General features: G+C 58.5%; 11 protein-coding genes and 1 pseudogene. 9 read left to right on the top strand and 3 right to left on the bottom strand.

All coding sequences use genetic code 11. The annotated features are described in order from the left end of the window. The first annotated feature begins 91 nt into the window (after positions 1 to 91). The 7 genes from urtE (at position 92) to ureC (ending at position 5,379) form a co-directional block, all read left to right on the top strand. Positions 92 to 790, top strand: coding sequence for an urea ABC transporter ATP-binding subunit UrtE (urtE, locus tag AC07W4_RS07560; RefSeq protein ID WP_495032016.1), 699 nt, complete (start codon positions 92 to 94; stop codon positions 788 to 790). A gap of 42 nt (positions 791 to 832) precedes the next feature. Further along, complete coding sequence (locus tag AC07W4_RS07555; protein WP_495032015.1) at positions 833 to 1,669, top strand: urease accessory protein UreD; 837 nt, start codon at positions 833 to 835, stop codon at positions 1,667 to 1,669. Between the two features lie 155 nt (positions 1,670 to 1,824). Then, a complete protein-coding gene (locus tag AC07W4_RS07550) occupies positions 1,825 to 2,127 on the top strand; it encodes an urease subunit gamma (RefSeq protein ID WP_007999380.1) in 303 nt (100 codons plus the stop codon). Between the two features lie 9 nt (positions 2,128 to 2,136). Beyond that, entirely contained in the window at positions 2,137 to 2,670 is a 534-nt protein-coding gene (locus AC07W4_RS07545) for a GNAT family N-acetyltransferase (RefSeq protein ID WP_495032014.1), read from the top strand. Between the two features lie 6 nt (positions 2,671 to 2,676). After that, positions 2,677 to 3,210, top strand: coding sequence for a GNAT family N-acetyltransferase (locus AC07W4_RS07540; RefSeq protein ID WP_495032013.1), 534 nt, complete (start codon positions 2,677 to 2,679; stop codon positions 3,208 to 3,210). Beyond that, the gene (locus AC07W4_RS07535; RefSeq protein WP_495032012.1) at positions 3,210 to 3,518 is read left to right on the top strand and encodes an urease subunit beta; all 309 of its coding nucleotides are present in this window, start codon (positions 3,210 to 3,212) and stop codon (positions 3,516 to 3,518) included. Before AC07W4_RS07540 ends, AC07W4_RS07535 begins: the two co-directional genes overlap by 1 nt. Before the next feature lie 160 nt (positions 3,519 to 3,678). Continuing rightward, positions 3,679 to 5,379 (top strand): urease subunit alpha, encoded by a 1,701-nt coding sequence (ureC, locus tag AC07W4_RS07530; protein ID WP_495032011.1) that lies wholly within the window; start codon positions 3,679 to 3,681, stop codon positions 5,377 to 5,379. A gap of 223 nt (positions 5,380 to 5,602) precedes the next feature. Here ureC and AC07W4_RS07525 read toward each other — a convergent pair whose 3' ends face one another. Both AC07W4_RS07525 and AC07W4_RS07520 read right to left on the bottom strand, forming a co-directional pair. Further along, entirely contained in the window at positions 5,603 to 5,989 is a 387-nt protein-coding gene (locus AC07W4_RS07525; protein ID WP_495032010.1) for a DUF6124 family protein, read from the bottom strand. A 449-nt stretch (positions 5,990 to 6,438) separates the two neighbouring features. Further along, positions 6,439 to 11,709 (bottom strand): dermonecrotic toxin domain-containing protein, encoded by a 5,271-nt coding sequence (locus AC07W4_RS07520; RefSeq protein WP_495032009.1) that lies wholly within the window; start codon positions 11,707 to 11,709, stop codon positions 6,439 to 6,441. A gap of 247 nt (positions 11,710 to 11,956) precedes the next feature. Between AC07W4_RS07520 and AC07W4_RS07515 the strand changes: the two genes are divergently transcribed. Beyond that, entirely contained in the window at positions 11,957 to 13,084 is a 1,128-nt protein-coding gene (locus AC07W4_RS07515) for a sensor histidine kinase (protein ID WP_495032008.1), read from the top strand. A gap of 26 nt (positions 13,085 to 13,110) precedes the next feature. After that, positions 13,111 to 13,271, top strand: a pseudogene (locus AC07W4_RS07510) (hypothetical protein); the annotation flags it as partial. A gap of 66 nt (positions 13,272 to 13,337) precedes the next feature. On the opposite strand, the gene AC07W4_RS07505 reads toward AC07W4_RS07510, so the two are convergent. Beyond that, a complete protein-coding gene (locus AC07W4_RS07505) occupies positions 13,338 to 18,440 on the bottom strand; it encodes an NEL-type E3 ubiquitin ligase domain-containing protein (protein WP_495032007.1) in 5,103 nt (1,700 codons plus the stop codon). Positions 18,441 to 18,665 lie beyond the last annotated feature (225 nt).

The following is an 18,665-nucleotide window of genomic DNA, read 5'->3' as shown; positions in this document are numbered from 1 at the left end:
GAATGCGTCGGCACATTCAACATAAAAGTTGCCTGACACTCCGCCTTCGCGAGCAAGCCCGCCCCCACAGGAGATTGGGGAGATTATGGAAATGCTGCAAGTCGAAAAACTGCACCAGTACTACGGCGGAAGCCACATCCTGCGCGGCCTGACATTCGACGTGAAGGTCGGCGAGGTCACCTGCCTGCTCGGGCGCAACGGCGTGGGCAAGACCACCCTGCTCAAATGCCTGATGGGCCTGCTGCCCGCCAAGGAGGGTGCGGTGAAGTGGGAAGGCAAACCGATCACCACGTTCAAGCCGCACCAGCGCGTGCATGCCGGCATTGCCTACGTGCCGCAAGGCCGGGAGATCTTTGGCCGCCTCACCGTGGAAGAAAACCTGCTGATGGGGCTGTCGCGTTTCCCCGGTAGCGAAGCCAGGGAAGTGCCGGCGTTCATCTACGAGCTGTTCCCGGTGCTGCTGCAAATGAAGCAACGCCGGGGGGGCGACCTGTCCGGCGGCCAGCAACAACAACTGGCCATCGGCCGTGCGTTGGCCAGTCGCCCTCGCCTGCTGATCCTCGATGAGCCCACTGAAGGCATCCAGCCGTCGGTGATCAAGGAAATCGGAGCAGTGATCAAAAAACTCGCCGCCCGGGGCGACATGGCAATTCTACTGGTCGAGCAGTTCTACGACTTCGCCGCCGAACTGGCCGATCAATACCTGGTGATGTCCCGGGGCGAAATCGTGCAACAGGGTCGCGGCGAGAACATGGAAGCCGAAGGTGTGCGCGGCTTGGTTACCATCTAAGGTTCGATCTAATCTGTAGCATCCTGACGATAATTAGAAACCATGAATCTACCTGCCTCCCTTTTGTTCACGCCCAGCTGGCATGCCGAGCTCGAACTCGGTTACGCCCGGTTCGGCGAGACCTCGCGCCCGGTTCTGCGCCGGCATAAAGGTCCGCTGCGGGTACAAAAACACCTGTATGCCGAAGGACCGGAAGTCTGCCAGCACATCATCGTCCACCCACCCGGCGGGATTGCCGGTGGTGATCGGCTGGACATCGCGGCCAGCGTCGAACGCGATGCCTGGGCACAGATCACCAGCCCCGGTGCAGCCAAGTGGTATCGCGCCGCCGGCCCCGCTTATCAGCAACTGAAGTTGAAGGTGGCGGCCGGCGCGACACTGGAATGGCTGCCCCAGGAGACAATCATATTCAGCGCTGCCCAGGCTGAACTCAGCACCACAATTGACCTTGAAGGCGATGCGCGGCTGTTCTACTGGGACGTCGTGGCCCTGGGCCGTCCGGCCAGTGGCGAGCGCTTCGACCTTGGACACTTCCAGGCGCATCTGGATATCCGCCGCAACGGTCAGTTGCTCTGGCATGAGCGCCAGCGCATTGTCGGGGCGGACGGTTTGCTTGATTCGCCCATCGGGCTGGATGGGCAACCGGTGTTTGCGACGTTGTTGGTGACTGGGGAAATCGATAGCGACTTGCTGGAAACCTGCCGCTCGCTGCCCAACGACGTGCGCGGGGATCTGACCCAACTGCCTGGGTTGCTGGTTGCACGGTGTCTGGCCAGTGAAGCGTTGTTGGCACGGGGATGGTTGATTGAACTTTGGAAGTTGTTACGCCCCGCCCTTCTGGGTCGCGAGGCCGTGTCACCCAGAATATGGAGCACCTGAAATGCGATCGAATGTGGGAGCGGGCTTGCTCGCGAATGCGGTGGGCCAGTCAGCATTGATGTTGAATGACACTCCGCATTCGCGAGCAAGCCCGCTCCCACAGGGTTTGTATTCACAGATCCGAACTTTTTAATCTGCCCGGATGGATGTCTACGATGGACCTGACCCCACGCGAAAAAGACAAGCTGCTGATCTTCACTGCCGGCCTGGTGGCCGAGCGGCGTTTGGCTCGCGGTGTGAAGCTCAATTACCCGGAGGCCATGGCCTACATATCCGCCGCGCTGCTTGAAGGCGCCCGCGACGGCCAGACCGTGGCCGATCTGATGCACCTGGGCACCACTCTGCTGACCCGCGAACAGGTGATGGAGGGCATCCCGGAAATGATCCCGGAAATCCAGGTCGAGGCCACCTTCCCCGACGGCACCAAACTGGTCACCGTCCACCAACCCATCGCCTGAGGTCGCGCCATGACTTACCACATTCGCGATGCCGTGCATGCCGATCTGCCGGCCATTCGTGACATCTACAACGACGCGGTGCTCAACACCACGGCGATCTGGAACGAGCAAGCGGTCGACCTCGAAAACCGCCAGACCTGGTTCAGCGCCCGGCAATCCCAGAGTTATCCGATTCTGGTGATTGTCGATGCCGACAACTCGGTGCTCGGGTACGCCTCGTTCGGCGACTGGCGGCCCTTCGACGGTTTCCGCCACACCGTCGAGCACTCGGTCTACGTGCGCAGCGACCAGCGTGGCAATGGCCTCGGCCCGCAACTGTTGGAAGCACTGATCGAACGCGCCAAAGGCTGCGGCAAGCACGTGATGGTCGCCGCCATCGAAAGCGGTAACGCCGCATCCATTCGCTTGCATGAGCGCATCGGGTTTATCACCACCGGGCAAATGCCCCAGGTCGGCACCAAGTTCGGTCGCTGGCTGGACCTGACCTTCATGCAACTGACCCTTGATCCCGGCGCGCAACCGCCGAGCGTCGACCAGGAGTAATGCCCGATGAACGCCGCCCAACTGCGACGCGTCAACGTTGAAAGCTTTGCGCATTATCGCCAGGGACTGATCGACCTGCTGCTCGATGCCGTCGGCTATGGCGCCAGTGTCGGATTCATGGCGGACCTCGATGCGACCCAGGCCCACGCCTATTTCGATGAGGTCCAGGACAACCTGAACAAGGGCAATCTGTTGCTGTGGGTGGTGGTCAAGGACGAACAGGTGCAGGCCAGCGTGCAGTTGGGTTTGTGCCAGAAAGCCAACGGCCTGAACCGCGCCGAAGTGCAGAAGCTGCTGGTGCGTGAACATGCGCGGCGCCGCGGTCTGGGCCAGCAACTGATGAGCGCTCTGGAGGTGGCCGCCCTGCAGCACAAGCGCGGCATGCTTTATCTCGACACCGAGGCGGGCTCTCCTGCCGAAGACTTCTACAAGGCGCTGGGTTATACCCGCGCCGGCGAAATTCCCGACTACGCCTGCGACCCGAGCGGCCGCTACAAACCGACCGCCCTCTACTACAAGATTCTCCAAGGAGCCCATTGATGATTCCCGGTGAATACCAGATCCAGCCCGGCGAGATCGAACTCAACGTCGGCCGGCGTACCCTCAGCCTGATGGTGGCCAACAGTGGCGACCGGCCGATCCAGGTCGGCTCGCATTACCACTTTTTCGAAACCAACGACGCCCTGGCGTTCGACCGTGCCGCCAGTCGCGGCATGCGCCTGAACATCCCGGCCGGCACGGCGGTGCGTTTCGAACCGGGGCAGAGTCGCGAGGTGGAGTTGGTGGATCTGGCGGGGCATCGTCGGGTGTTCGGGTTTGCCGGCAGGATCATGGGCGATCTTGATTAAAGATCAAAAGATCGCAGCCTCGCTTCGCTCGACAGCTCCTACAGAAAAACGCGATTTACGGGGAAACACGATCCCCCTGTAGGAGCTGTCGAGCGAAGCGAGGCTGCGATAGCGAGCGACGCGAGCGGTCTCAAATACAATTGAATCCCAAGGCAAGCGCATGAAAATCTCAAGACAAGCCTACGCCGACATGTTCGGTCCCACCGTCGGTGACAAGGTGCGCCTGGCCGATACCGAGTTGTGGATCGAAGTGGAACAGGACTTCACCATCTACGGCGAAGAAGTGAAATTCGGTGGCGGCAAAGTGATCCGTGACGGACAGGGTCAGAGCCAGTTGCTCGCCGCCGAAGTGGTCGACACCCTGATCACCAACGCGCTGATCATCGATCACTGGGGCATCGTCAAGGCCGACGTCGGCCTCAAGGACGGGCGCATCGCCGCGATCGGCAAGGCCGGCAACCCGGACATCCAGCCCAACGTCAGCATCGCCATTGGCGCCAGCACCGAAGTCATCGCCGGCGAAGGCATGATCCTCACCGCTGGCGGCATCGACACCCACATCCACTTCATCTGCCCGCAGCAGATCGAAGAGGCGCTGATGAGCGGCGTCACCACCATGATCGGCGGCGGCACCGGGCCGGCCACCGGCACCAATGCGACCACATGCACCTCCGGACCATGGCACCTGGCGCGCATGCTCCAGGCTGCCGATGCCTTCCCGATGAACATTGGCCTGACCGGCAAGGGTAACGCCAGCCTGCCGGAGCCGTTGATCGAACAGGTCAAGGCCGGTGCCATCGGCCTCAAGTTGCATGAGGACTGGGGCACCACGCCGGCGAGCATCGACAACTGCCTGAGCGTGGCCGATCAGTACGATGTTCAGGTGGCGATCCACACCGACACCCTCAACGAGTCCGGTTTCGTCGAGGCCACCCTCGCCGCCTTCAAGGGCCGCACCATTCACACCTATCACACCGAAGGTGCCGGTGGCGGACACGCACCGGACATCATCAAGGCCTGCGGTTTTGCCAACGTACTGCCGAGTTCCACCAATCCGACCCGGCCGTTCACCCGCAACACCATCGACGAACACCTCGACATGCTGATGGTCTGCCACCACCTGGACCCAAGCATTGCCGAAGACGTGGCCTTCGCCGAAAGCCGCATCCGCCGCGAGACCATTGCCGCCGAAGACATCCTCCACGACCTCGGCGCGTTCTCGATGATCAGCTCCGACAGCCAGGCCATGGGCCGGGTCGGCGAAGTCATCACGCGCACCTGGCAGACCGCCGACAAGATGAAAAAACAGCGCGGCCCCTTGCCCGGTGATGGCGAAGGCAACGACAACTTTCGCGCCAAACGCTACATCGCCAAGTACACCATCAACCCGGCGATCACCCATGGCATCAGTCACGAAGTGGGTTCGGTGGAAGTCGGCAAATGGGCCGATCTGGTGCTGTGGCGTCCGGCGTTTTTTGGCGTGAAACCGACGCTGATTCTCAAGGGCGGCGCCATCGCGGCCAGCCTGATGGGCGACGCCAACGCCTCGATCCCGACCCCGCAACCGGTGCATTATCGTCCGATGTTCGCAAGCTTCGGCGGCTCGTTGCATGCCACCAGCCTGACCTTCATCAGCCAGGCCGCGCAGGAAGCCGGCCTTCCCGAGGCCCTGGGTTTGAAGAAGAAAATCGCCGTGGTCAAAGGCTGCCGCGAGGTGCAGAAAACCGACCTGATCCACAACGACTACCTGCCGAATATCGATGTCGATCCGCAGACCTATCAGGTCAAGGCCGACGGTGTGTTGTTGTGGTGTGAACCGGCGGATGTATTGCCGATGGCACAGCGGTATTTCCTGTTCTGAATTTGCCTGCGTTCAGCTCCGTAGCAGCTGTCGAGCCTACGAGGCGGCGTTCGGCTCCGTAGCAGCTGTCGAGCTTGCGAGGCTGCGTTCGGCTGCGCAGCAGTCGTAAAGTCAGACGAAGCGGTATTTCAGATAAACCTCGCATCCAGGGTTTACGACTGCTTCGCAGCCGAACGCCGCCTCGCAAGCTCGACAGCTGCTACAGAATCGAACGCAGGTTTCGTCAGTTGGTTTGTTTGGCGATTATTGCCGCCATTTCCGGTTCATCCAGGTGATCCAGCGCTTTATCCACCAGCAAATGTACGCCATCGGCCATGCGGCTGAGTGCCAGGGCCACGGAGCGGCTTGAGCCTTGCACATGGTCGGCGAGGTCGGCGGCGATTGCACTGATGGACAGCAGGTCTTGCGAGGCGTTGGCCAGGAGTGATTCGGTGTTGATGTCCGGGCAAACGCTGAAGAGCTGGCCTTTGCGTTTCGGTGGTTTTTTTCCGGTAGGTGGGAAGTGATGGTCGAGGGTGCGTTCGGCGGCTTCGTGGAGTTTGTTGGAGTCGAGGGATTCGTAGGGCGATGCCGGATCGGTTTCCGGAGGGTTTGGCGTTACCTTGAACATAGGATGAGTTTCCTAATGGTGTGCCACCCCTTTTGCGACTAAACGAAAGGGGAGGCAGCTGTACGCAGGTTAGTCGACCGGGAAACTCAGCAATCCGGCGCGCCCGAAGGCGCCCTGCGTACAACCACCATCAAGTACAGGTAAAGACCTGCATGACAGATGCACGCACAACCGAGTTAACGCGGGCGACTAAACCCGACCACTGATGAGCAGTGGCAGGGAAACGATAGAGGCCAGCCCCAAGGTGCACAAGCCGGCGGATTCTGGCGCAACCGTAGGCAATGGCACAAGGTCTTGTAGCTTTCGTGAAGTAACTTCGAGAGCGGTTGAACAAAGCTTGTCGATAAGCGTTTAAAGATGCAGGAAAGCGCTTTGTGCACGAGGAAAAACCCTCGAAAACTGAAGACGCTTCCCACACTCTTATGTCGAGGCCTTGGCATTTTCGGTTCTTATTGACCGGAAGAAACTCTCATTCGCTCCAACCCGGCCCGATCCATCGCTTGTCGAGTAAGTGTCAGAAGACGCTGCTTGGTCTGCTGATCGATATCACTCAACGCTTGGGTATAAGCCTCGTCACTCATCTGCAGACCTGCGGCGTACTCGTCTTCCTTTTTGCCCAATTCGCGACAAAGCGCTTTGATCTCCTGCTCCACGGCGGTCTTGTCAGCCGGCGCCACCACCTCACCCCGTCTCTGCAAGGCATCCTGCAACTCGGTGGTGGCGTCGATTCGTCTTTTCAAACCGTTGAGTTCTTCGCTGTTTGTCGACTCCAGCCAGGTTCGCCACAGCGGTTGATCAAGAATCCGCTCCACCAGCAAATCCCCCTCCTCCAGCGCGACGATCCGCTCGAACGCCGCGTCGATCATGTCCCTGCTGACCTCGGCCATCCTGCGGAACTGCATGCCACGGGCCTGCCACGGTAGATCCAGACGTTCTGCCAGATCGGTCATGTAGGCCAGGTGCACCTCGACCTCGTCGATGGTGCCGGTCACATTCCCCAGGCTGTCTGCCCTGCGAAAGTGCTCGCCGGCCGCCAAGCGCGCCGCGACCCGCTGGCGGGCGATTGCACCGAGTTCATCGAGCCGGGACTTGCCACATGCCAACTCCAGCAACTGTGCTTCGATCAGATCCACGCTCTGCAGCGCATAGGCCTCCTGGATCAACACCTGCATGCCCATGGCATTGAACAACTGCGTCCCGCCGTCCACGCATGCGGTGGGTGTGGCAGCTTCGGTGAACAGCTTCACCCGCAGTTCGCTATCAACCGCCATTGCCTCGATCATCCGCCAGACTTTGGCCGTCAGATCCACCTGATACTCGCCCCCGGCCCTGAAGTCGGCAGACATCGTGAGCTGACGGATCTCATTGAAAAACGGCAGCGAGTCGAATTCATCCTCGACTTCGTCCCAGGCTTGCTGCTTGAGTTGCCATTGCCGCTCGGTCATACCTGCGGACCATTGCGCGCTATCCACCGTGCCTCGAGGCGGGTAAGGACGTTCGGGGTCCATGCCGACCGATTCGATGTACATTTTGAGAATGTCGAGGTTTTCCGCCGAGATCCATTGCGGTTCGCGGCTGATCAGAGTCCTTGCCAGTAACTCGGCACGGAACGAACCGGGCGCAACGACGGGGATTTGGCTGATCGGGTTATTGCGCAGATCGAGAAAAATATTCCGCGGACGCAATTGTGCAAACAGCCCGACGGGCCAACTATCCAGCCCCGTTTCATTGAGCTGCAACACATGCAGGCGTGGCATCCGGCTAATGTCCGGGATGAGTTTCAGCGGGTTGCCGCGCAGCCCCAACGAACGTAGACCCGTCAGTTTTTTCAGGCGATCCACTGACACGGGATCCAGTTCAATGCGGTTGTCATTGAGGTACAGGTCAGTGAGGTGAGGCATCTCACTGATCACCGGCGGCACGACAGTCAGCAGATTGCCCTGCAGATTGAGGTATCTGGTTCGGCGAAACGAACCCAGAAAAGCCAGATGTTCATCACGCAGTCCGCCCTCAAGCAGGGTCAGGCGGGTGACATGGTCGAAATTGGCCGTAAGCTTCGGCAGGTTGGTCAGGTGTTGACGAATCATCGGAATTTTTTCCGGGCTCAGGTCCAGCTCCTGCGGCATTACCACGCCCGGCGCGTCGTACCCTGCGGGTCCGGTTCGCTGCCAGCTTTGCCGGATAACCTTGTAAAGCTTCTCACGCGACTGCCACTCGGCCCGCCCCGCCGCGCTGAAACGAAAAGAAGTCGTCGGTGAATCCACCCAGCGCCGCAATGCCTGGTTCAACCGATTGAACTCGACCTCCAGCGCGGTCAGCCGTTGATCGACTGAACCGCCGTTGTGCGTGAACTCCGTCAGCAAGGTTTCAACCTGTTCAGGCGAGAAGCCCGGATACAGTGACCGCGCCCGCCGCCGCAATCCCATGCCGCGCGGGACCTGCTGCGCATAACCTTGCATGCCACCGCGCAGGCGCATGACGGTCGGATCGTAAGTCGGTTTGAAATTCGGGTTGTCCCGCAGAATCGGCTCAAACAACTGACGATCCAGCGGGTGTGCCTTTATCGCTTGTTCCAGGCGTGCTGCCTCGTTGATGCCGAACCCCAGGGCTGCTCGTTGCGAATCCGGCAACGCATGCAGCACCGCGGCATACACATTGTCCGCACCATGCAGGTGTTGATCGCTGTCGTCCCTCGCTTCGTATTTGCCATCCTCATCCAAGATCAGCACTTTGCGGATCGATGCGTCGACGGGGCCGAGACTGTCGGTCAACGCGCCCCCGAATGAATACTCACGAACCTCCAGGCGCACATCCGCCGGCCAGCCCGGCAAGGCCGCCAGGGAGTGCAACTCCAGGCGCGCGGTGTCAGCGTTGTGCATGGCGTCGAGGTAAAGGCCCTCATAGGCCCGTGTCATCCGCAGTTGCTCGGCGGCCTTGCGGGCATGTTCCGCCAGCCGCAAGGGTACGCGTTTTTTTTCGCTCAGGTGTCGCACGTCCGAAGGGTGCGCCTCACCCAGCAGTTCTTGCGCCTGGCTGATCGAAATCTCTGCAAAATCCCCCTTGAGCAAATTCACCAGAGGATCGTCCGAACGGGTCCGGCGACTGTACAGAAGGTCGAACAACTGCCGCTTGCGCTGGCCCAACTGTGCCGCCCATTGATCGCGCAATGCTTCGGTACGCTTCTGCGCGTCACCGGATAACCATTTATCGAGCAGTTCGCGAAGCGCCTGTTCGTCAAGGAACCCCACCACTCGCCCGGGCAGCGCCCCCGCCAGCAGGTCAGACCAGGTCATCTGCAACGTATTGGCCGATGACGCCTGGGCATAGCCGTCCTTGATCGCCGCCCCTGTCAATCCAGGTCCCTGGAAGACTTCAATGGCCTTGTCGTCGGGCCAGCCATCCATTTCGGTCATGGATCGCACGGCGTAATCGGCCCACTCCTCGCCAATCCGGTTGGCCAGAATCTGCTCTGCGCAGGCTTGCGCATCGGTATGGGCCTTGAAGCGCTTGAGGGTATCGGCCAACAGAGCGGGAGGGGTCTCCTGTTCGACGTGAAGCCGGCGCAGCATATTTTCGTGCATGCCGCTGGCGGTCAGAATCTGCTCCAGGGTTTCATCGGAAAGTCCATCCACCGAAGCGCCCAGACGCCTGAGTATTTGCCCCTTGTCCCATTCGAGCGGTTGGTCGAGCTCCGTCTTCCAACTGCCGGCACCGTTGTGCTCCAACAGCGGCTGATAGGCATCGGCGCGAGTCGGGTGTTGAATCCGATGCCGGCCAGTGACCGGGTCTTGCCTGACTGCGTAGCATTTGTCATCACGGCGCAGCAGGTCCTGCTCCTGATGACGGTACAAGCCTGTGTCACTGGCCTTCGCCCCATCGGGCAATACGACCGGTTGTTCATAGGGAGCGAGGTCAGGGTTCCACAAACGCTCCTTGCCGCCGACCTCCACGGGTTTGAGCCCCTCGACAAACGGCGACACCTTAATCGGCGCGACACCGGTGCCGGGCAATACATGTCCGGCGCTCATGAGCGCCAATTGCGCGAAGTTGATCAAGACCCCATTGAAATAGGCAGAGGCCTGCTCCTTGTCACCCTTGCTCCAGTCCTCGATGCCTTCGGCCACCTCGGCGAGCATCTGCGCGACCATGATGCCGAGCATGGCTTCGCCCAGTCCGGGCACCAGCATTGCGGTGAAATTGAACACGTTCCAGGCGATCGACAGGTAACTGGTCAGGCGTTTGAAGCGTGCGTTGGCATCCTCATCGTCGGTCGGTACGGCAATGAGCCGAGCATCGGCAATGGCCTTGTCACGACGCGCCACAAAAAGAGCAATCCACAGATCACCTGTAATCCGGTTGGTGATGGGCTCGGCATTGGGGTTTTCAACCGCGGTTTCACGCCACCACGGCCCCATGTCGAGCGGTTCGCGCTCGCGCCAGGTGAAGGTCGTGAGACGTTCGTTGACCCTGGCGAAAAACAGCCCTTTGTCCTTCTGCGCCACAAAACGGCTGAAAAAGGCCTGGTAATCCGTATTTCTCAACTGACCCAGCAGCTCCTTCATGAACGCGGTCAGCGACGGGTACTCCTTCACGGGGTGGTCAGGATCGTCTGGAACGTAGGCGATCAATGGGCCGGATATACGGGTTTGTTGATGTATGTCGTCCCGACGCAGCAGGTCTTCTCTCACGCCCTGAGAGCCATTGGCCAGAAATGCCTGCAACAGCTTGAACTGTTCGTAGGCGTTTTCAGGCAGCACCGGTATACGCTCAGACCATTCACTCCAGAACTTTAATGATTCGGGGGTCAGTTCATCGACCAATTGCTTGATTTTCGAGGGTTCGCTAACCGCACTGAACAGCACAATGCCCGTCAACCGAAAGCCCATCAGCGACAAACGATGACTATGCAAAGGCTCGTCATACAGGGTGACGTCGGCTTTCCCCTCACGTATCTGCACCAGCTTGCGGTAGGCATGATCGCTGATATCGCCCTTTAGCTGGGCAATCAGCGCGGCCACATGAAAAGCCGCCTTTTCACTGGCCACCGAATCCCGTTGCAAGGTTCGCTGTGCCTGTGGGGTATCGGGCAACAGGACGGACTTGATGTGTCTCTGGTATTGCCCGCCGATGTCCAGGCTTCGGCACAAGGCTGCAAACGCTGGAAGGGTGATGGCCGGTTCAAGGCTGAGACTGCCCCGACTGTCTCTGCGGTATACACCGGAGCTGTTGCGCAACGCGCCAGGTGCCGTTTCGTCTTCCTCGAAGTTGTGCAGCGCTGCTTCCAGCAACGTGGATTGGCGGACACGACTGGCCCCGGTATCGATGCCGAAAATGAACTTGCTCGGCACCTCGAGCTGTACGGTGAGTTCGTTGAAGTTCTCGACCGTACTGAATTTCGACTGCAAAGCCGTTTTGAGCAACGGCTCGGCGAAGGCATTGATGTCGTGTTTAAAGTCGCCCTGGGTCTGGTCCAGTACGTCTTGCAAACGCCAGCGCTCAGCCATCAACTGCTTGAGGTATTGACGGTCGATTTCCCGCGCGCCGCTATACCACTCGGGCATTTTCGGCGTGAGCGCCAGCAGGGACTTCAACCTCTCCACCGGCGCACTTTTGATGGCGCCGGGGATCACGTCGTTTGCACGACGGTAATGTATCCCGTGACTATCGATGGACACAGCGCCCGGTATTTTCTGTGAGTTGCTTCCATGCAAATCAGACACGTTTGAATCACCTTGATGACAGGAAAAGAACTACCAGCTTATTCACCTGCACCTGAAACAAAAGTCCAAATAGCTGCTTGACCGCCTCCTGAAAAGGCTCCGAGGGATCGAAAATCAGGGAGCCAAAAACATATATCTACCACCATCGGTGTGGCCGCCTGTGCCACCGCATGAGCGGTCGTGTTTTTTCCGCCAAAGGGACTACTATTCGATTCGCTGTCCCCCGATTCATGCTCAGGTAACCGCCATGCGTCTTTCCGAATTCATCGTGCTACACGTTGATCGCATCGTCGATGAGTGGGAGCAGTTCGCCAAGTCCATCACCCCGGCCGCCGAGTCCATGGACAGCGTCGCCTTGCGCGACCATGCCCGGTCGATCCTGCTGGCCGCGGCCCGGGACATGTGCAAGCCCCAGTCACCCTCCGAACAAGCGGCCAAGGCACGCGGCGAAGGCCCGGAGAAAACCCCGAGCCTCGACGAGGCCGGTGCCAGCCATGGCGAGTTGCGCCATACCGTGGGTTTTGATCTGGTGCAGATGACCAGTGAGTTCCGTCATTTGCGCGCCTGTGTCATCCGCCTGTGGGTCAACAGCCTGCAATCGCCTGACCTGGCCTACTTCCAGGACATGATCCGCTTCAACGAAGCCATCGACGAAGCCCTGGCCGAATCCACCGCCGCCTATGCCGAAATGGTCAACCGCTCCCGGGACATTTTCCTCGCGATCCTCGGTCATGACCTGCGCGCGCCCCTGCAGGCGGTGAGCATGTCCACCGAAATCCTGCTGCGCAAAGCCGCGCTCGAAGGTGATGCGCTCAAGTGTGCGATCAATATCCAGCGCAGTACCGGGCACCTCGCGGTGATGGTCGGGGATTTGCTGGAACTGGTGCGCAATCGCCTGGGCAAGAGCCTGCCGATCGAGCCGGCGCCCATGGACCTGGCCGAAGCAGTGTACGAAGCGATTGCGCGGGCCTGTGCCGGTCAACCGGAGTGCAATCCGACCCTGACTGTACAGGGTGACACCCGCGGTACCTGGGACCCGCGCAGGCTCGATCAGATGCTGCAAAACCTGATCGGCAATGCCTTGCAGCATGGCTCGAGCAAACGTGAGGTGACCTTGACACTCAAGGGCGAGGCCGACAGCGTTCGGCTGACGGTGCACAACGACGGAACCCCCATCCCCAGCGATGCGATCCCGACCATTTTCGACCCGCTGGTGCGCAGTGCCAGCGAAGAACTCGGCGAGCCGACTACCAGCCTTGGGTTGGGGTTGTTTATCGTCAAGGAAGTGGTCGACGCCCATCAGGGGACGATTGAAGTCAGTTCCCGTGAGATTGATGGCACGACGTTTACCGTGGTGTTGCCACGCAAAATCTGAAGTGTCCCGTGAGTTGGAGAGCGGAGCGAGGCTGCCGTGACATGCAGAAAACCGATCTGATTCACAACAACATCTGCCGGGCATCGACGTTGACCCGCAGACCTGTCAGGCCCAGGCCGACGGTGTGTTGCTGTGGTGCGAACCGGCAGACACGTTGCCAATGGCGCAAAGGGACTTTATGTTCTGACTCGATAAAAAACCCCGAATGCCGCTCCTTGCGACATTCGGGGCTCGGTTGAACCAGCGCGCATCGTTACGCGTGGTTATCGCCATCTTCCAGGTCGAGAATTTCCTGCGGAGTCAACAGATCGGTCAGCTTGCGCACGGCCTCCCCTGCCTCATCAGCCAAAGCCTTGGACTGAGTGTTATAGGCATCGCTGGTCAGCGATTCTCTATCAATGTCCAGTTTTTCCAAGCGCTGCTCAATGGGTTCATAAGCCAGATCGAACCTGGAGCGGTACTTTTCTTTCAGGTACTCGCCCCAGAAATCACGGCGCGCAATCGAATCAATCTCTGCCTTCGAATCTTTCAGGCTGTTTACATGCTGCTCTGCTTCATTCAGTTTGGCGGCAGGCACGTACTGCGAACCGGTGTAATCGGCCTGCGTAGGCTGCCCCGGCAAATCGAGCTTTTCCCGAAGACTCACCCGGTAGGAAAGCCGTACTTCAATTTGATCCATGAGTGACAGTTGCCGGCCCTTCTCCCTTACCGTGGTATTGGAACGGACAATCGCTTCAATACGCTCTGTTATATCTTTGAGCGCAAATGTTTCAACCTGATCCAGGCGGAACAATCCTTTGGCCAGCTTGAGCAGTTCAGCGCCCGCGCCTTTGTCGCCAACACGTGCCAAGGCTTTGTGAACCTGCACCTTGATTTCCAGGTCGCTGAACATCAGGGCAGCACGATCGCTGCAGGTTTCTGGCTCTCCCGCCGCCTGGAACAGCTCGTCACGCAACTGCGCATTCTCTCCAGCCGCTTCCAGGACCGCCCAGACCCGAGCTTCGAGATCGGGATAAGCCTTCTTGTATTCCGCCGTTTTACTCAGTTTTTCCAATAATCGGAAAAACTCCTCGCTTTCACTGACCGCGCCACCCACTTCATCTCCGGCCGCTTCCCGATCGAGGGACTCTGTGTCGAGGCGCGTCCACAGCTGTTTTTTTGCTGTGCGTTCAGCAACAGGAATATTGCTCAGCCATCGATTGACCCTCTGCTCCGATGGCGCCAACGTGCCCCCTTCGGCCCCCCGATTAGCCGGTGCCTCGACGGGAACCGGCATCAAACCCGCGCCATCGTCATCCAGGTAAATACGCGTCAGAATGTCCGCGTACTGCTGTATGCCACGCTCGGAAAGAGGATTGCCGTTCAACTCGGTGACCCTCAATACCCGATTGATTGCCCTCGCCTTGTCCGCTGGTGGGTTCACCGCCCAATCGGGAAACGAAGTGAGCTGGTTATCACGCAGATCGACCATTTGCAGATGGCGTGGCCCAACGAGCCCTTCCGGCCATTGACTGATCCCGGTGGCCTGCAAGCGAACTTCGGTCAGCTCGGTCATCTGACTGAAATCAGGGGTACGCCCCAGCGGATTATGGCTGAGCCAAAGTTTTTGAAGATTACGCCTGCCAGCCAGTAAAGCCGCGGTTTCAGGGGTAAGCCTGATGTTGTTTGCGCAAAGGTCCAGTCTGACCAGACTCTCCAGCTTATCCAGCTGCGCGGGTATGTCTACCAGTCGGTTAGCCCGGAGATTCAACGATCGAACGTTGTAAAAGGATTCGAGAAACTCGTTGGGAGTCGCCACGAGCTCCATCTCACTCAGATTCACAAATTCCACATGGGGAAAGGTCGCGTCCAGAGCAGGAAGCGCCCCGACGATCCGACCTCGAAGGCTCAATTCGCCCCCACGAGGATAACCATGGAGAGAAAGCCTGTTTGTCATTCTTTGCCAGCAGCGCTTGAGGAGCTCAACGACCACTTGTTTTTCATACTGCTCGACCGCCACGACACTGCCGTCTGGCAAAACACGCGTAGTAGGGGCCTCCAGCCATTGCTCCGACCAATCCAGCAAACCTTGAAACTCGGCCTCCAGATTTATCAGAATCCGTTCGGGATTCTCAGCGTCAATAAACTCCAGATAGCGCTCAGCTTGCCCATCAGTGAAATACGGAAAAAGCCTGAGTACTCGCTCCTTGAACGACACCTGCAGCGGGTTCATACCGGCCCCACGCCCGGACAGCGGATAGCCCACGAGACCATCGACCCAGCGCTGAGGCGCTCTGAAACCGGGTTTGATCGGTTGCATGCCCAACCGTGAGCGCAATTCACCGCGAGTCAATACATGTTGCCTGATCAATGCCTGCAACTCCGGTCCTTGCCCCACATGGGGCAAACCTATTGCATTGCGCGATCCATCCGGCAAGGCATGCTGAAGCGCGGCGTAGATATTATCCGCGCCGTGCAAATGACCATCGTTCTGGTCACGGGCCTCGTACAGCCCCTCTGCGCTACGCACCAGAACCTTTCGGCTGGCGGCCGTTTCCGCACCGACACTGGCCCTCAGATCGCCACTGAACGAGCCGTCTCTAACTTCGAGGCGTAGATCGTTCGCCCAGCCTGGCAGCTTCTCGAGTGAGTTGAGCACAAGCATCTCGGTGTCCTGGTTGATCAGCGCCTCCAGAAACAGCCCCTCGTACGCTCGCGACAGACGCACTTCACGCTGGATCCAGCGCAGTTCCTCCGCCAAGCGCAGGGGTATGGGTTTGGTTTGAAACCTGTCGTTGAAATCCCATTTGGCCATTTGCTGTCGTTCAGTGCTGCTGGCTTCAGCCAGCAACTGTTCGATCACTTTCACGGGCACGCTGGAAAAGCGCGATTCGATCAGTTCGAGCCGCGGATCGCTGCTCTGGCTGCTGGCGCCGTAGACATCATTGAAAAACTCGACTTTATGTTGTTCGGCAAGCCGGGCGATATTCCCGCGCAGCTTCTCGACCCGCTGCTCCAGCGATTCACGAGGCGCTTCTGGCCGCAGCCCCAGCACGACATTGGTTTCGTTATCATCGAGACTTTCCAGCAGCACCCGCAACAGACGCCCATCACGCACCTGCGCATCATGTATCTGCACGACCCGTGTGTTGTCCGGTTTGGTCGCCGGATTGCGGTATTCCCAGAGGGTCTTTGCCTGCCCGTCGAGAATGCGTAGCGACAGCGAGTCCGGCCACTGGCCATAACGCGTCAGGACATGCAGTTGATCGATCGAGTCCCCTGCAGCTCCGATGGCCGGTTGGCTCTTCATTTCGGCGATGAAGCGCTCGACCTGCCGGTACTTTTCGAATCGACTGAGCGTATCGGCCAGTAGCGGACCAGGTCGCTCGTTCTCGACATGCATCTTGCGCAATACATTTTCGTCGGTGCCGCTGATGCTGCGAATCTGCTCGAGCTCTGCGTCGCTGAAGTCGCTGACGCGATGCCCGAGGCGCCTCATCAGCTCGAGCCCCGCCCAGGTCCGCGGTTGCTCCACTTCATGACGCCAGGCGCCATGGCCGTTATGAATCAGTTCGGGTGCGTAGGCATCGACCCGGGCAGGGTGCGCGATCCTGAAGTTGCCGCTTTGCGGGTCCTTGATCACTTTGAAAAGCTTGTCGCCCAAGGGCAGATACGCCTGGCCATCGTGCCGCAACAGGCCCAGCTCGTCCGGTTTCAGGCCCTCTGGCAATGCCCCGCTGAACTCATAGCGTTTCAGATCAGGCTTCCACACGCGCGTCTGCCCGTTCGGCAAGGTGACCTGCTTCAAGCTATCGAAAAAAGGCGACTGCCTTAATGGTGTCACGGGCCCGGCGCTCTCGGCGCCCATCGCCGCAACGATGGCAAGCTGAGCGAGGTTTTGCGCCACATCCATCAGATACGCAAACCCCTCATCCTTTTCGCCCTGCGCCAAGGACTCGATGCCCTCTACCAACTCATCGGTCAATTGAACCGCCATGACCGTCATCATCGCCACGCCCAAGGGGGGAACGAACAACGCGACCACGTTGAGGACCGACAGCGCAACACCCAGGTAGCCCAGCAGTTTTTCATGACGGGCCTGGGCATCGACATCCGCCGTGGACACCGCGACAAACTTTGCATCGTTGAGAAATTTGTTCCGTTGCTGGTCGACGAGGAATTGCCAAAGATCCCCGCGGACCGATGTTTCCTCCATATGGATCCTGGCATCGGGATCAGGGACTCTTTCCCTTGCATTGAATTCGCCGTTTAGTGGCTGTCGTAACGGCGTCAACCGATCATTCAGCCGACTGAAGAAGCGCGCCTTGTCCTCCTGCCTGATGAATCGACTGAAAAAATCCTGATACGCGGGATCGCGCAGCCGCTCACGCAATTCGAAATGAAATTGCTGCGCGCTTGCGTACTCTTTGATCGGGCTGACAGGATCATGGGGAATGTAGGCAACCAGACGCTGCACGGTATCGCTGTCGTTGCGATCGGGGCCGATCAGTACAATGCCGACCAACTCGGCATCGCCAAGCAGTTTCAAACCCTTGCATCGAACAGGCTTGCCATCCAGCCTCTGGTTATCCGATTTATCGTTAACCCCCAACAACATGTTGTAAACACTTGAGTCCTTATTGACCTGGTCAATATCACCCTGCATTCGCGCAAGATCGATCGCAGCAGCAAATGCGTGATGTTGACTGAGTAGAACTTTGCCGTTCAATAAATCTTCGGCCTCACCAATACCCAGTACCGAATTGACATGCGCCTGATACTGCCCCCCCACATCCAACTGCCGACACAGCTTGGCAAAATCCTCAACGGTAAAGGGTAACTTGCCCTGTGACGAAAGCAGGAATACCCGCCCCCCACTGACCCGATGAGCTGCATAGGTATCAATTTCGTCAGCCTCGGTAAAATTATGCAAAGCCGCGTCTAACAGACTGATCGATATTTGAATGGCATCTGCGAAAGGCTCGGAGCCGGGCACTGAATAACGCAATACCGTCTTATCCACATCAACCGAAACTTTGAACTTCTCCAGAATGGCCGACGTCACCAGCGGACGCGCAAATGCCTTGACGTCCTTCAGGTCAGCCAGCAGTTGATCGACATCGTTTTGCGAAGAGAAGCCTTGCTGGCTACTGACCTTTAATGCTTCCAGATGAACTTTCGAGGCAGTTTCATACCCTGCAGGAAGTGTGAACCCGACATCGCGCAACGCCTTGCGTCTTTGTGGTGTTGCCTGCAAAACCCAGCCTGGAAGTTTATCCCTGATGAATTCATGATGACGCCCTTTATTTTCAGTTGGCGTAATCGAGCTTTTATTAAAACGAGACATTTCAGATACAGACATATTTTGATTGCTCATTGAGTTTTCACAAGAGCAATAAACCTACTTAACTCCCACCAAAATAAAAAACAAAAAAACAGGTAAAAAATCAGCAGAACGCCTGCCAAACCCCGCGAATATTCAAATAGTAAAAATATATATATACCACCCACCCGAACTTTCCGGATGCCGACTTTTAAAACAATTACATCCATTAACGAATGACTCAAACCCGGGCACAAGTATTTGCAAGACCCGCGTAGC

Source organism: Pseudomonas sp. GW821-FHT02A08, from assembly GCF_059422045.1.
The sequence above is the reverse complement of the archived record's forward strand: the minus strand, read 5'-3'. Positions and strand labels throughout refer to the sequence as shown.